We start from the raw sequence: 15,144 nt of genomic DNA on the forward strand, positions 1-15,144 counted from the left end.
GAGGCGGCGACGGATCGGGATGTCGAGGCAACGAGGCCGCCGGACGGGCTGTCCGACGGCCCTGTCCGTCCTACACGACGAGGAAGTCGGCGTGGGTGAGCGCCGCCTTGTTGTCGAGCACGGCGAACTTCACCGCCGTGCCGCTCCCCGAGCCGTCCGCGTCGTAGAACAGCTCGCCCGTCGTCTGCTTGTACAGGATGCGGTCGCCCGCATCCGCATTGCCCGTGCTGATGTTCTTGAACGCGCTCTCGGCGAGCTGCCCCGGCGCCAGCGCGGAAAAGACGTCTTTCGACAGCCGCACCGTGTCCTCGGCCGCGAAGTCGACGATCCGGTCGACGTTGCCCGCGCCGAGCGACGTCGAGAAGGCGAAGCTGTCCGCTCCGCCCCGGCCGGTCAGCACGTCGCCGCCGCCCCGGCCGTCGAGCACGTTGGCGCCGTTGTTGCCCACCAGCGACTGCCCGAACGCGTTGCCGGACAGGTTGAACCGTGCCGAGCCGGTCGAGGCCAGCAGCTGCAGCGCCTCGATCTCCTGGCCGGCCGCGAGCGCGTAGCTCGCCGTCGCCAGCACCGTATCGCGCCCGCCGCCCGCCGCCTCGGTGACCCGGTCGCCGAGGTTGTCGACGATGTAGGTGTCGTCGCCGCCGCGCCCCGTCATCGCATCGCGGCCGACGCCGCCGTTGATGACGTTGGCGCCGTTGTTGCCCACCAGCGACTGGCTGATCGCGTTTCCGGTCAGGTTCAGGTTGGCCGAGCCGGTCGCGGCGAGCAGTTGCAGCCCCTCGATCTCCTGTCCCGCCTGGAGCGCGTAGCTCGTCGAGGCGAATACCCGGTCGACGCCCCCGCCCGAGGCCTCGAACACGAGGTCCCCGGCATTGTCGACGACGAAGGCGTCGTTGCCGGTCCCGCCCGTCAGCCGGTCGGCGCCCGCGCCGCCGTTGAGGGTGTCGGCGCCCGCCCCGCCGTTGAGCGTGTCGATGCCGTCGAGCGTGGTGAAGGTGTCGGCGCCGGAGCCGCCGGTCAGCGTGATGTTGCCGATGCTGGTGGTGGTGGTGCCGTCGCCGACCAGCGTGGTGGTGCCGCCGACGCTCCGCATGACGAAGCGCAAAGCCGCGGTGGCGCCGGAGCGGTCGATGATCGCGCTGTCGCTGTCCTGGCCGCCGAGCAGCACGTCGCGCCCGCCCAGGCTGATCAGGGTGTCCCGGCCGGCCCCGCCGTCGAGGCGGTTGTTTCCGGCATTGTCGCGCAGGGTGTTGGCGAGTTCGTTGCCGGTGAGGTCGAGGCTGGCGGTGCCGACGGCGAGTTCCAGCGTCTCGATCGATTGGCCGGCGGCCAGGACGTAGCTGACCGAGGCGCGGACGGTGTCGCTGCCCTCGCCGGCCCGCTCGAACACGCGGTCGCCGACATTGTCGACGCGATAGGTGTCGTTGCCGGCCCCGCCGGTGAGGCTGTCGGCGCCGCCCGCCCCGTCGAGGGTGTTGGCGCCGGCATTGCCGATCAGGGCATTGGAAAAGCCGTTGCCGGTCAGGCTGCGGGCGGCGGTGCCGGCGGGGTCGGCGAGCCGCAGGGTCTCGATCTCCTGGCCGACTTCGAGCGTGTAGCTGCCGCTGGTGACGACGGTGTCGTTGCCGAAATCGACGGCCTCGAACACGCGATCGTCGTTGCCGTCGACGATGTAGGTGTCGTCACCGCCGAGGCCGGACAGGCGGCTGGCGCCGCCGTTGCCGACCAGCGTCTGGCCGATCTCGTTGCCGATGAGTTCGAGGACCCCGGCGGCGCGGTTGTCGGCAAATTTGAGGGTCTCGACCGCGGAAGCCGCCGTCAGGGCGAAGCCGAAGGACGTGATGACGGTGTCAGTCCCGGAGTTTGCGTATTCGTAAACCCTATCGCCCACGTTATCGACGTAATAAGTATCGTTTCCGGCGAGGCCCAGCAGTTCATCGGCGCCCGCCCCTCCGTCGAGGATGTCGTCTCCTCCGCTGCTCCGAATATAATTGCTCAGCTCGTTACCCGTAAGCTTGAAATTTCGCTGACTCGTGGACGGGCTTACGGTAACAACTTCTACATACGATCCGGCAGTCAACGTCCAGTCGGCGGCAACGGAGACAGAATCGCCTCCACCATCGGCTTGTTCGATGACTTGGTCGCCGGATTCTGAAACAATGTAACGGTCGCTGCCCGCCCCGCCGGCCATGATGTCGGCACCGGCGCCCCCGTCCAGAACGTCGATTCCCTCTCCGCCATCGAGCGTATCTGCGCCATTGCCTCCGAAGAGCTGGTCGGAACGTTCGCCGCCGATTAGCGTATCGTTCCCATCGCCACCGGTAAGTCTATTTTCCCGTTGATTGCCGGTGATGACGTTGTCGCTGGCGTTTCCAATTCCCGATTGCGCAGAACCGTACTCATCAGGGTCTCGGGACAAAACCAGATTCTCAAAGTTGGCACCGAGCGCATGACTTGTACTGCTGATGATCGTGTCCGTTCCGCCGCCCGCCTGCTCTTCCACGATATTGTCGTACGTTTTGACGAAGTAGGTGTCGTCGCCGTTGCCGCCGATCAGGCGATCCTTCTCGGTTCCGCCGACGAGGAGGTCGTTGCCGTCGCCGCCTTCGAGGGTGTCGTTGCCGGCCCCGCCTTCGAGCCTGTCGTCGCCGCCGAGTCCGAGGAGCGTGTTGTTCTCTTTGTTGCCGGTGATGACGTTGGCGAGCGCGTTGCCGGTGCCGGTCACGGCGTTCAGGCCGACGAGCACCAGATCCTCGACATTCGCGCCGAGCGTCGCCGAGTAGAGCGCGAAGACGGTGTCGCGCCCGGCCCCCGCCGCCTCGACCACCGTGTCGCCCGCGTTGTCGACTTCGTAGCGGTCGTCGCCGATCCCGCCCCGCAGGATGTCGTTGCCGAAGCCGCCTTTGAGGATGTCGTTGCCGGCCCCGCCGCTCAGGTCGTCGGCACCGCTGTAGCCGTACAGCACGTCGTCCCCGCCCGCGCCGTCGGCCTTGTCGGCCGATGAAGACAGCAGAACCACTTCGCCGCCGGCACTGCCGGTGAAGTTCTGACTGCCGGCATGGGCCCGCACCTTGACGGTGAAGCTCTGGCTGGAGACCGCCTCCCCGTACTTCAGGCTGGTGAGCGTCGCCTGGAAATCGCCGTCCCGGTCGTAGTCGATCCCGATCTGGACCGTTCTGATGCGGGGCAGCCAATCGTAAACGGTGGGGGCCGACCCGTCGCCCTTGGAGACGGACAGGCTGTCGTCGTTGTACCAGACGACGTCGGCGTTCACATCGAGGATGAAGAAGCCGGCATTGTCGATGGCATAGGAGTAATCTCCGAAATTGACGGTGCCGCCGTCGCTGCCGAAGGTGGGCCTGGCGGTGACCGGTACGCTGAACGGGTCGGTGCCCTCGGTGTTGAGCGAGAGCGGCGTGATCGCGCCGTTGCCGAGGTTCTTCAGGAAGACGTCCTGACGCCCGTTGAGGTCGTTGGCGACGAGATTGGCGGCGGTACTGATGAAGGCGACCGACCTTCCGTCCGGCGAGAAAGCGCCTCGGTCGGAATTGCCGTTGCCGGTCATCCCGGACGCGGGCACGGACACGAGGGTGACCTTGCCGGTCGCGATCTCCTTCACGAAGACGTTCTTGAAGCCGATCGTCTCGGTCGAGACGAGATTGGTCGCGGTGCTGCTGAAGAGGATCTTGGTTCCATCCGCGGAAACGTCGAGGTCGCTGGCCGCGCCGTTCGCCTGCACGCCCGAACCCGATTTCGACAGCAGCGTGACGGCGCCGGTCTCGAGGTTCTTCAGAAACACGTCGGCCACGCCGTTGGTGTCGTTCGCGACGAGGTTGCTCGACGTGCTGATGAAAACGACGGAATTTCCGTCGCCCAGCAAACGGGCCTCGGAAACAGCACCATTTCCTTTCGAAGCCGAATTTGTCGTATTTAAATTAAATACAGCTCCTGTGTCGGTTTTTATGTAGAGATATTCCCTAGCTTTGCTTGAGTAATCATTTCCTGTTCGAAGAACCAGAAAGGATTTGTCTTCAGAGACCCCTACAGGCGCGCTAAATTGATTGGCAAGTTGAGGATCCGAGATGTACCCCTTTCCAATTTCATATTTCAATATTCCTGTACCAGTCTGGATAATGCCGCCATCCGAAATTTCAAATTGACCCGTAAAATACAAAAAATCGGAATTTGCAGAAAATGTAATAAGATTTAAACTGGAATTGTATATTGCCGTTGATTTGCCAGTGGCATTTTCTATTAGAACATAATTATATCTATCATATTTAAGAGACAGTTGGCCATCAGGCGACACGGCCTCCTGTTTGACGAATTTCGACATTTCTGAAAACGAAGTGAAGATCGGCAGTGCCTGATGCGCGAATGAGTAGGTGAAAGGAGAGCTAGCCACGAAACGACCCCGATTTAGCCCGATTTGCTCAATTGCCGCGCTATGTCCGCAAGGCCACGCACCACTTCGAACGTTGCCGTGGTTGTACCTGAACGCGGTTCACGTGGCGAGAGTGGGGCGCCATGCTCGATGCGGCAGGCTGTCGTCATCGACCGGCTTGCGCGGGTCGCGCCCGAGCGTGACGAACCGTCTCGATGACGATCATCCACGCGCTCGCATCCCCGCGCTCGCGGATCGCGAAGAGCGCCCTCGCGCGTTCGTCGTGCGGGGCTTCCGCCCTGGTCGCATGCGTGCCGACCGGCCTGGCTCAGCCCTTCACTCCCCGCGGCGGCGGCTTGATCCGGTACCAGCCGACATAGAGGGCCGGCAGGAACAGCAGCGTCAGCCCCGTCGCGGCCAGGATGCCGCCGATCATTGCGTAGGCCATCGGCCCCCAGAACACCTCGCGGGCGATCGGGATCAGGCCGAGGCTGGCGGCGGCGGCCGTCAGCAGGATCGGGCGCATGCGGTGGCGCGTGGCCTCGACCACGGCGTCCCAGGGCGCCATGCCCTCCGCCTCGCATTCCTCGATCTGGCTGACCAGGATCACGGCGTTGCGCACGATGATGCCGATGAGCGCCAGGATGCCGAGGATGGCGACGAAGCCCATCGGCTTGTCGAAGAGCAGAAGGGCAGGAACAACCCCGATCAACCCGAGAGGCGCGACGGAAAACACCAAAAAAAGCTTCTGGAAGCTCTGGAGCTGGATCATCAGGAACAGCGCCATGGCGAGCAGCATCACAGGCACCACGGCGGCGATCGGCCCCTGGCCCTTGCCGGCCTCCTCGACCGCGCCGCCGATGGCCAGCGTGTAGCCCTCGGGCAACGCCGCGACGTAGGCGTCGATGGCGGGCTGGAGCGCAGCCACGATGGTCGGCGGCTGGGTCGCGTCGTTGATCGTGGCGCGCACGGTCAGCGTCGGCACCCGGTCGCGGCGCCAGACGATCGGCTGTTCGAGGTCGTAGTCGATCTTGGCGAACGCCAGGATCGGCACCACCGAGCCGTTCGAGAGCGTGACCTGAAGGCTCTGGAGCGTGTCCAGCGAGGAGCGCTCGATGGCGCGCGCGCGGCCGACCACGTTCACGAGGTAGATCGAATCGCGCACCTGGGTGATCGCCTGACCGCCGACGACGGCGTTGAGGATGCCGGCGATGTCCTGGCTGGTGACGCCGAGCTGGCGCGCCTTGTCCTGCAGGATCTCGACCCGCAGCACCTTGCCGGGCTCGTTCCAGTCGAAGGTCGGCACGGCCAGCCGCTTGTCGGTGGCGACGACGTCGGCGAGCTTGAGGGCGAGGCGCCGGACCTCCTGGATGTCCGGCCCGGACAGGCGGTACTGGATCGGGCGGCCGACCGGCGGGCCGAGGTTCAGGGGCTGGACCAGCACGTCGGTGCCGACGAAGTCGCGCCGCCCGATTTTCTGCAATCGCGCCATCACCCTGTCGCGGATCTCGAGCGATTTCGTCACGATGACGATCTGGCCGAAGAAGGCGTTGGCGAGCTGCTGGTCCAGCGGCAGGTAGAAGCGCACCGCGCCCTGGCCGACATAGGAGGACCAGCGCTCGATGTCGGGGTCGCCCTTCAGCTCGGCCTCGAACCGGTCGAGCTGCGCCTTGGTCTCGCGGATGGTGGCGTTCTGCGGCAGCGTCAGGTCGACGAGGAGTTCGGCGCGGTCCGAGGACGGGAAGAACTGCTGCTGCACGTGGCCCATGCCGACGATGGCGAGGCCCATCAGCCCGACACAGATGATGACGGTGATCCAGCGCAGCCGCATCGCGACGCGTAAGGTCGCCATGAAGACGCGGGTGAACAGGCCCTGCTTCTCGGCATGGTGCTTCATCTTCTTCGGAAGAATCGTGACGCCGAGCAGCGGCGCGAACAGCACCGCCACCACCCAGGAGACCAGGAGCGAGGCCGCGATCACGACGAAGAGCGAGTAGGTGTACTCGCCCGCCGACGAGCCGTTGAAGCCGATCGGCAGGAAGCCCGCCACCGTCACCAGGGTGCCGGTCAGCATCGGGAAGGCGGTGGAGGTGTAGGCGAAGGTCGCGGCTTTCTTGAGGTTGTCGCCGAGTTCAAGGCGCGCCACCATCATCTCGACGGTGATCATCGCGTCGTCCACGAGCAGGCCAAGCGCGATGATGAGCGCGCCGAGCGAGATGCGCTGGAGCGTCACGCCCATCACCTGCATCACCACGAAGACGATGGCGAGCACGAGCGGGATCGAGATCGCGACGACGAGGCCGGCGCGGAGCCCGAGGCTGACGAAGCTGACGAGGAGCACGATGACGACGGCCTCGACCAGCGCCTTGGTGAAGCCGCCGACGGCCTCCTCCACGATCCTGGGCTGGTCCGAGACGAGGTGGATGCCCACCCCGATCGGCAACTTGCCCTCGACCACGTGCATGCGCGCCTTCAGGTCCTCGCCGAACTTCAGGAGGTTGGCGTTGGGCCGCATGGCGATGGCCAGCCCGATGGCCGGCTTGCCGTCGACCCGGAACATGGCGGCAGGCGGGTCCTCGTAGCCGCGGGAGATGTCGGCGACATCGGCGAGCCGGAAGAAGCGGTCGTTGAAGCGCAGGTTGACGTTGCGCAACGAGTCTTCCGAGGTGAACTGCCCGCTGACCCGCAACGAGACGCGCTCGGGCCCGGCCTGGACCACGCCGGAGGCCGCGACCGCGTTCTGCGATTGCAGCGCCTTGATCAGCGCCTGGATGTCGATGCCGTAGCCCGCGAGCTTGCGGGTGGAGAAGTCGAGGTCGATCGTCTCGCCCTGCACGCCCATCAGCAGGGTCTTGCCGATGTTGGGCACCTTCAGGATCTCGGTGCGGACGCCCTCGACGTAGTCGCGCAACTGCCGGTGGGTCAGGCCGTCGGCGGTGAAGGCGTAGACGTTGCCGTAGACGTCGCCGAACTCGTCGTTGAAGCTCGGGCCCTGCACCCCTTGCGGAAAGGTGTGCTGGATGTCGCCGAGACGCTTCCTGACCTGATAGAAGGCCGGCTGGATCTCCTCCTTCCGCGTCGTGTCGCGGAACTGGACGAAGACGGTCGACTGACCGGGCGTGGTGTAGCTGCGGACGTAGTCCAGCGCGTTGATCTGCTGCAATTCCTTCTCGATCCGGTCGGTGACCTGATCGAGGGTGTCCTTGATGGTGGCGCCGGGCCAGGACGCCTGGACCACCATGGTCTTGATGGCGAATGGCGGGTCCTCCTCGCGGCCGAGCCGCGAATAGGCCATCGCGCCGGCCGCGAGGCAGACCAGCATCAGGAACCAGACGAGCGAGCGGTGGCCGAGCGCCCAGTCGGAGAGGTTGAAGTCCTTCACGGGAAAAGCCTTCTCGCCTCGGTCAGTGCGGTTCGTCGGGCAGGCGCACCGGCTGCCCGTCGCTCAGGGAATGGACGCCGGCCACCACGACCCGCTCGCCGGGCTGCAACCCGCCGCCGACCGCGATGCGCGGGCCGCCGTCCGGCTCGGCCGCGAGCGTCACGTCGCGGCGCGTCACCTGCCGCTTGCCCCCGGTCTCGTCCGACACGATCCAGACCGAGCGACGCCCGTCCGTGCTCAGCAGCGCGGTCGCGGGCAGGAAGAAGCGGCGCGGGGTCGGGCGCACCAGCGAGACCGTGATGGTCGCCCCCAGCCGGAAGGCGGGGCCCGGATTCTCCAGCGTCATGCGGATGCGGCGCGTGCGGGTGCCGGTGTCGGCGAACGGCGCGACCTCGCGCACCCGGCCCCGCGCGGTGATCTCCGGCGCGCTCTGGAGCGAGACCGTGAACACCCCGTCCTTCGGCATCGCCCCGACCAGGGTCTCGGGGATGTCGACCACCGCCTCGCGGGTCTCGGGGCGCGCCAGCGTGACGATCCCCTGCCCCGGGCTCACCACCTGCCCGATCTCGGCGAGGCGCTGGGTGACGACGCCGTCGAAATCGGCGTGCAGCTCGGTGTAGCCGATCTGGTCGCGCGCCTTCTGCAGGCTGGCGCCGGCCTGGGCGAGGCGCGCCTGTGCGGTGTCGCGCCGGGCCACGGCCGCGTCGAGCTGCGCCTGGGTGACGTTGCCGCCCTCCATCAGCCGCCGCGTGCGGGCCTCGGTGGCGGCGGCGTTCTCGGCCTGCGCCTTGGCGTCGGCGAGTTCGGCTTCGGCGCGGGTCAGGTCGAAGCGCGAGACGATGGGGTCGAGGGCGGCGAGCCGCTGACCCTTCTTCACCACGTCGCCGACGGTGACGTCGCGCGCCACCACGCGGCCGCCGATCTGGAAGCCGAGCTGCGACTGGTAGCGCGGCTCCACCGTGCCGGCGAAGGGGCCGAAGATCACGTTCTCGGTGGGCTCGGCCAGCGTGGACAGGACCGGGCGGACGGGGGGCGGGCCGGGCTCCTCTTGGGAGGGTTGGCAGGCGGCCAGCGTCAGGGTGAGCGTGGCCGCCAGTGCGAGGCGCAGCGCAGAACCCTCCCCCCTCTGCGGGGGAGGGTGCCCCGCGGATGCGGGGCGGGAGAGGGGAACCACGCTTCCGGAGAGTTCGCGTCGAAGGCGGCTAAGCGGCACCGTCGCTCCCCTCTCCCGACCCCCTTCGGGGGCCACCCTCCCCCGCAGAGGGGGGAGGGTGGCCGCGGAGATGGTGCGGACAAAGAACGTCATCGTCCGCCCTCCGCCACGCTCGGCGCCACCGCGACGCGCTGCCCCGGACGCAGGAACTGGATGCCGGCGACCACCACCGATTCCCCCGGCTGGACGCCCCCCTTCAGCACGATGTCGGTGCCGCCGTAGCGGTCGATCTCGACGCCGCGCACCGAGACCGTGCTCGTCCCCGGATCGTAGATCCACACGGCGGGCCGGTCGTCGAAGCGGTAAAGGGCCGACCAGGGCAGAACCACGGCCTCGCGCCCGCCGAAGCGCCCGCGCCCGATCACCACGGCGCCGAGCGTCATCGCCGGGGGCGTTGAATCCAGGCCCATCTTGACCCGCACCGTGCCGCTCTGCGGATCGACGGTCGGCGAGATTTCGCGCACGCGGCCCAAAGCCGTCACCGACGGGTCCGACTGGAGGATGATCTGGATCGCCTTGTCTTCGGGCGGGTTGGCGGTGAGCGCCTCGTAGACGTTGAACACCGCGTCGCGCGGGCCGTCCTGGGCCAGCACCATCACGGATTGGCCCGCCTGCACCACCTGACCGACCTCGAAGGTGCGGCTCAGCACGATGCCGGGCACGCCCGCCCGCAGCTCGGTGTAGCTCAGCTGCTCCTCCGACGTGCCGAGCGCGGCCTTCGCCGAATCGACCGCGGCCTGGCTCGTGCGCAGTTGCTGCTCGGCGTTGTCGTAGGTCGGGCGCGTGGTGTAGCCGCCGGCCAGGAGCTGCTTCTGGCGCTCGAAGGTGACCTTGGCCTGCGTCAGCTGCGCCTCCGCCGAGACCAGCGCGGCGCGGGCGTTGTCGAGGTTGGCCCGCTGCACCAGCGGCTCCAGCACGGCGAGCACCTGATCGGCGGAGACGTGGTCGCCGACCTCGACCCGGCGCTCGGCCACCTTGCCGTTGGTGCGGAAGGCGACGTTGGTCTGGGCCTGGGCCTGGATGTCGCCGGTCAGCACGACGTCCGCCGAGACCGGGCTCATCGCGGCCTGGACGACCCGGACCAGCACCACGGTCGGATCGTCGACGACCGGCGCCGCCGTCTCCTCTGCCGCAGGGGCGGGCAGCGGCGCGAGGGCGAGGGCCAGCACGGAGAGGGCGCGCAGGACGCGGGTCCGAGGAGAAGCCTTTGGGGACATCGGCCGAGCTTTCCGGGCGCCGTCCCGACCCCATCACGGAGGACGGACGGGCGGAGGCGCTATCGCGACGCAGACGTATCGTCTATCGTACCGACCGTCCAGACGGTATTTTGCAAATGCGAACGAGGGGGCGATGACGGAGAGGACCCGCAGCCGGCGCGACGATCGGGCGCAGACGATCCTCGACGCCGCCGGCGCGGTGCTGCGCCGGGGCGGCGGGCGGGCGCTCACCATCGACGCGGTGGCGGCGCAGGCGGGCCTCAGCAAGGGCGGCGTGCTGCACCACTACGCCTCGAAGGACGCGCTGATCCTGGCCCTCGTCGCCCGCAAGCTGGAGGAGCTGCGCGCCGGCATCAGTGCCTGCGAAGCCGAGGCGGGCCCCCAGCCGGGGCCGGCCGGGCTGGGCCTCGCCATGGTGGCGCATCTGCGCGAGGCCTATTGCGAGGACGACGACTTTTCGCGCGCGCTGCTGATCGCGGCGGCCGAGAACCCGGAGGCGCTCGCGGGCTACCGCGCCTTCGTCGCCGAGCGGCTGGAGCGGCTGGCGAGCGCCGAGCCGCCCGGCGCGGGGGCGATGCTGTTCTTCGCCATCCTCGGCCTCGTCATGGGCCGGACGCTGGGCTTCCACGACATCGGCGGTGCGCAGGCCGAGGCGCTGTTCGGCGCGCTGGAGCGGGCCGCGGGCGCCCTCGGAACGGGTGCGCGGCCGTGACGGTGAGGTTGCCGGGGATGCGGGAGAGTTTGTAACCGTTCCAGGAACTCGGGCGTAGGACCCCGTCGAACGGTCGCGGGATCGGATCAAGCACGATGTTCAGGGAGAGACCGGACGGAACGGTCGTCATGCCGCGGAGGCTTCGCGGAACCGACCGTCTATGGCGAGATATGACGATGCCCTTACAAGATGCCGAAGCCCTGGCCGAACTGGCCCGGCTCTGCAGCGAGGCCCGCGCCGGTCTTCCCGAGACGGGCTTCCACCGCCTGCGGGTCCTGCTCGACATGATCCTCGTCGATCTCGCGCGCGAGGGTTTTGGCGCGCAGGCCGGGACAGGGCCGGCCTGCGACAGGCAAACTGCCAAGCAAACGGACCTGCCGCAAAAATCGCCTTGAGGTTTCTTGTCTATACTGTTATGAATTCTAGGCTGATTAAACGCGCGTCATCCCGACCGAGATTTTTCCTCTCGGGACATTGTAGTTCTTGACAGTATCTCGCATCGCTGCGGGTTCTGAATCTATCGGTCGTCGATCTGGCAGACGAGGCGGATCGTCATGACGTCGTCGCCCGTCTCGTTGCGGACGGCGAGCACCAGCGTGCAGTCCTGGCTGTCCTCGGCCTCGGCCGCCATCAAGCTGGTCATCACCCGCAGGGCCTCGCGCCGCAGCGCGAGAGGGTCGCCGATCTCGCGGCCGACCTCATCGCTCAGGGCGACACCATCGTGGATGTCGAAGAAATAGCGCGGCATCGGTGGGAATGACTTCTTGACAAAACCCGATCTCGGCGAAGCGCCGACGACCGCCGTCGAGTGGTGCAACGCAATAACAACGCCCGACAGTTAGTACGGTTTCGAACGCTGCGTCTTGAATGACGTATCCAGTCTAGGGCGCCCTGGCGAGGGGGGCGCCCAGAAATCACGTATCAGTGAGCGAGGATCTTCGACAAAAATTGCTGAGCCCGCTCGCTGCGGGGCTGGCCGAAGAAATCCTCCTTGGCGGCGTCCTCGACGATCTCGCCGCGGTCCATGAAGATCACCCGGTCGGCGACCTTGCGGGCGAAGCCCATCTCGTGGGTCACGACCATCATGGTCATGCCGTCGCGGGCGAGTTCCACCATCACGTCGAGCACCTCGCCGACCATCTCGGGGTCGAGCGCCGAGGTCGGCTCGTCGAACAGCATCACCACCGGGTTCATGGCGAGCGCGCGGGCGATCGCCACCCGCTGCTGCTGCCCGCCCGAGAGCTGGCCCGGAAACTTCTTCGCGTGAGCGGAGAGACCGACGCGCTCCAGCAGGTCGAGGCCGCGCTTCTTCGCATCCTCGCCCGAGCGGCCGAGCACCTTGCGCTGGGCGATGGTGAGGTTATCGGTGATCGACAGGTGCGGAAACAGCTCGAAATGCTGGAACACCATGCCGACGCGGGCGCGGAGCTTCGGCAGGTTGGTGCCGCGGTCCTTCACCCGCGTGCCGTCGACGGTGATCTGGCCCTCCTGGAACGGCTCCAGCGCGTTGACGCACTTGATCAGCGTCGACTTGCCCGAGCCCGAGGGACCGCACACGACGACCACCTCGCCCCGCGCCACGCTGGTGGTGCAGTCGGTCAGCACCTTGAACTCGCCGTACCACTTCGAGACCTTCTCGATCCCGATCATCGAGCCGCCGGTCGCGGCGGCGGGCGGGGGCGTGACGAGCGGGCCGGCGCGCAGGCCCTCGTCGGCGGGGGCTTCGCGCGCGGCGGCGGTCGGGGTTGCGGCAGCGGGGGCCGGCATCGGGGTCGAGGTCATGGTTTAAAGAAACCTCAGCGGATGATGGCGACGCGGGTCTGCAGCCGACGCACCAGCCACGAGGCGGTGAAGCAGACCGCGAAGTAGACGAGCGCGGCGAACAGGTACATCTCGACGAGGCGCCCGTCGCGCTGGGCGACTTTCGAGGCCGCGCCCATGAAGTCGGTCAGCGACAGGACGTAGACCAGCGAGGTGTCCTGGAACAGCACGATGGTCTGGGTCAGAAGCAGCGGCAGCATGTTGCGCAGGGCCTGCGGCAGCACCACGAGCCGCATCGTCTGCCAGTAGTTCATGCCGAGCGCCGAGGCCGCCGCGGTCTGGCCCTTGGCGATCGACTGGATGCCCGCCCGCATGATCTCGGCGAAATAGGCCGCCTCGAACAGGGTGAAGGTGATGAGCGCCGAGGCGAAGGCGCCGACCTGGATCGGGGTCGCCGAGCCGGTCGCCCAGGCGCCGATATAGGGGACGAGGAAGTAGAACCAGAAGATCACCAGCACGAGCGGCAGCGCGCGCATGGTCTCGACGTAGAGCTTGGCCGCGTGCGTCACGCCGGGGATGCCCGAGAGCCGCATCATCGCGAGCGCGGTGCCGAAGACGATGCCGCCGCTGGCCGCCAGCGCCGTCAGCGTCACCGTGAACACCATGCCCTGCCCGAACAGGTAGGGCAGCGAGGAGGCGATGACCGAGAAGTCGAAGTTCGAAAACATCTAGCGCCCCCCCGGCACGGCCACGTACCGCTCCAAGAGGGTGGCGCAGGCGATCACCACGAGGTTGATCAGGACGTAGAGGAGGGTCGCCGCGGTGAAGGCCTCGAACACCTGGAACGAGAATTCCTGCATCGAGCGGGCCCGCGCCGTCAGCTCCAGCAGGCCGATGGTCAGCGCCACCGAGGTGTTCTTGAGGTTGTTCAGGAACTCGGAGGTGAGCGGCGGCAGGATGATCCGGTAGGCGTTGGGCAGGAGCACGTGGCGGTAGGTCTGCGCCGTGGTGAGGCCGAGCGCCGTGCCGGCCATGCGCTGGCCCCGCGGCAGCGACTGGATGCCCGCCCGCACCTGCTCGGCCACCCGCGAGGCGGTGAAGAAGCCCAGACACAGAACCGCCGTGTAGAACGGCGCGTCGGGCAATTGCTTGACCGCCGATCCGAGATCCGCCGGCAGCAGTTCCGGCAGCACGAAGTACCAGAGGAACATCTGCACGAGCAGCGGCACGTTGCGGAACAGCTCGACATAGGCCGTGCCGACGGCGTTGGCCGTTCTCGACGGGAGCGTGCGGAAAACCCCGATCACCGAGCCGAGGCCGAAGGCGATCACCCAGGAACAGAGCGCGGTGGCGATGGTCCACGACAGCCCCGAGAGCAGCATGTCGGCATAGGTGCCGACGCCCTCGGGCGAGGGCTCGAGGAAGATGCCCCAGTTCCAGTTGTAGTTCATCGCCGCCGCCCCCCGCGGTTCCGCGGTCAGTAGGCGGCCGGGTCCGCGCTGTCGCTCGGGTTGGCGAAGGCCTTCTGCATCGCCTCGCTCATCGGGAGCTTGAGGTTGATGCCCCGCGGCGGGATGGCTTGCGTGAACCACTTGTCGTAGAGCGTCTTGCCCTCCGGGCTCTTGTAGAGCGCGGCGGTCGCGGCGTCGGCCACCGCCTTGAAGGGCGCGTCGTCCTTGCGCAGCATGATGCCGTAGGGCTCCGGCTTCGACTGGGCCTCCGAGGAGATCGCGTAGGCGTCGGGCGTCTTCGAGCCGGCGACCAGCGAGGCCAGCAGCACGTCGTCCATCACGAAAGCGTCGGCGCGTCCCGTCTCGACCATCAGGAAGGCCTCCGCATGGTCCTTGGCCGGCAGGATCTTCATGCCCAGCGAACGGGCGGTGTTGATCTCGTTGATCTCGCGGATGTTCTTCGTGCCCGAGGTCGAGACCACGGTGCGGCCCTTGAGGTCGTCGGTCTTGTCGAGCCCCTTGTCCTTCTTGGCGACGAACCGCGTCGCGGTGAGGAAGTGGGTGTTGGTGAAGCCGGCCTGCTTCTGGCGATCGACGTTGTTGGTGGTTGAACCGCATTCGAGGTCGATCGTGCCGTTGGCGATCAGCGGGATGCGCGTCGCCGAGGTGACCGGATTGAGCTTGACCTCAATCTTGTCGAGCTTCAGGTGCGTTTTGACCGCCTCGGCGATCTTCTGGCAGATTTCGAAGGCGTAGCCGACCGGCTTCTGGTCGCCGTCGAGATAGGAGAACGGCACCGACGAATCGCGGTAGCCGATGGTGATGGCGCCCGAATCCTTCACCTTCTTGAGCGTCCCGGACAGCTCCTGCCCCTGCGCAGGCGCGCCCGAGGCCAGGGCTGCGACGGCGGCGATGAGGACGGCGTCTCTCAGGCGCATGCGGCGGACCTTCTTCTTTCGCGGGCGGCCGGTGATGGCCGGATCAGGCCATAGTGAAGCCGGGCGCTGCACTTGTCATCCACCGA

At 67.2% G+C, this 15,144-nt stretch carries 11 protein-coding genes; 2 read left to right on the top strand and 9 right to left on the bottom strand.

All coding sequences use genetic code 11. From position 1 onward, the window contains the following. Positions 1-70: 70 nt before the first annotated feature. The 4 genes from HNR00_RS25435 to HNR00_RS05500 all read right to left on the bottom strand — a co-directional run bounded on the left by HNR00_RS25435 (position 71) and on the right by HNR00_RS05500 (position 10,196). Entirely contained in the window at positions 71-4,405 is a 4,335-nt protein-coding gene (locus HNR00_RS25435; protein WP_183566081.1) for a beta strand repeat-containing protein, read from the bottom strand. A gap of 307 nt (positions 4,406-4,712) precedes the next feature. Then, positions 4,713-7,766, bottom strand: a complete 3,054-nt coding sequence (locus HNR00_RS05490; protein ID WP_183566098.1) for an efflux RND transporter permease subunit — start codon at positions 7,764-7,766, stop codon at positions 4,713-4,715. Between the two features lie 22 nt (positions 7,767-7,788). Then, positions 7,789-8,874 (bottom strand): efflux RND transporter periplasmic adaptor subunit, encoded by a 1,086-nt coding sequence (locus HNR00_RS05495; RefSeq protein WP_183566470.1) that lies wholly within the window; start codon positions 8,872-8,874, stop codon positions 7,789-7,791. Between the two features lie 194 nt (positions 8,875-9,068). Next, a complete protein-coding gene (locus HNR00_RS05500) occupies positions 9,069-10,196 on the bottom strand; it encodes an efflux RND transporter periplasmic adaptor subunit (protein WP_183566101.1) in 1,128 nt (375 codons plus the stop codon). Positions 10,197-10,329: 133 nt separating this feature from the next. Here HNR00_RS05500 and HNR00_RS05505 point away from each other — a divergent pair, with 133 nt between their 5' ends. Beyond that, the gene (locus HNR00_RS05505; protein ID WP_183566104.1) at positions 10,330-10,908 is read left to right on the top strand and encodes a TetR/AcrR family transcriptional regulator; all 579 of its coding nucleotides are present in this window, start codon (positions 10,330-10,332) and stop codon (positions 10,906-10,908) included. A 170-nt stretch (positions 10,909-11,078) separates the two neighbouring features. Next, positions 11,079-11,303: a hypothetical protein gene (locus HNR00_RS05510; RefSeq protein ID WP_183566107.1), complete on the top strand. Its 225-nt coding sequence runs from the start codon at positions 11,079-11,081 to the stop codon at positions 11,301-11,303. A gap of 122 nt (positions 11,304-11,425) precedes the next feature. On the opposite strand, the gene HNR00_RS05515 is transcribed toward HNR00_RS05510, so the two are convergent. From HNR00_RS05515 to HNR00_RS05535, 5 genes are all read right to left on the bottom strand, one after another. Further along, complete coding sequence (locus tag HNR00_RS05515; protein ID WP_183566110.1) at positions 11,426-11,656, bottom strand: DUF6894 family protein; 231 nt, start codon at positions 11,654-11,656, stop codon at positions 11,426-11,428. A 173-nt stretch (positions 11,657-11,829) separates the two neighbouring features. Next, positions 11,830-12,558 carry an amino acid ABC transporter ATP-binding protein gene (locus HNR00_RS05520; protein WP_183566473.1) on the bottom strand — a complete coding sequence of 243 codons (729 nt, stop codon included), beginning with the start codon at positions 12,556-12,558 and terminating at the stop codon, positions 11,830-11,832. Between the two features lie 146 nt (positions 12,559-12,704). Then, positions 12,705-13,397 (bottom strand): amino acid ABC transporter permease, encoded by a 693-nt coding sequence (locus tag HNR00_RS05525; protein WP_183566113.1) that lies wholly within the window; start codon positions 13,395-13,397, stop codon positions 12,705-12,707. Then, positions 13,398-14,120 (bottom strand): amino acid ABC transporter permease, encoded by a 723-nt coding sequence (locus tag HNR00_RS05530; protein WP_183566116.1) that lies wholly within the window; start codon positions 14,118-14,120, stop codon positions 13,398-13,400. It abuts the gene before it with no gap. A 26-nt stretch (positions 14,121-14,146) separates the two neighbouring features. After that, on the bottom strand, positions 14,147-15,058 hold the full coding sequence (locus tag HNR00_RS05535) for an amino acid ABC transporter substrate-binding protein (RefSeq protein ID WP_183566118.1): 912 nt from the start codon (positions 15,056-15,058) through the stop codon (positions 14,147-14,149). Positions 15,059-15,144: the final 86 nt, after the last annotated feature.

This window comes from Methylorubrum rhodinum, from assembly GCF_014199935.1.
GTDB lineage: Bacteria > Pseudomonadota > Alphaproteobacteria > Rhizobiales > Beijerinckiaceae > Methylobacterium > Methylobacterium rhodinum.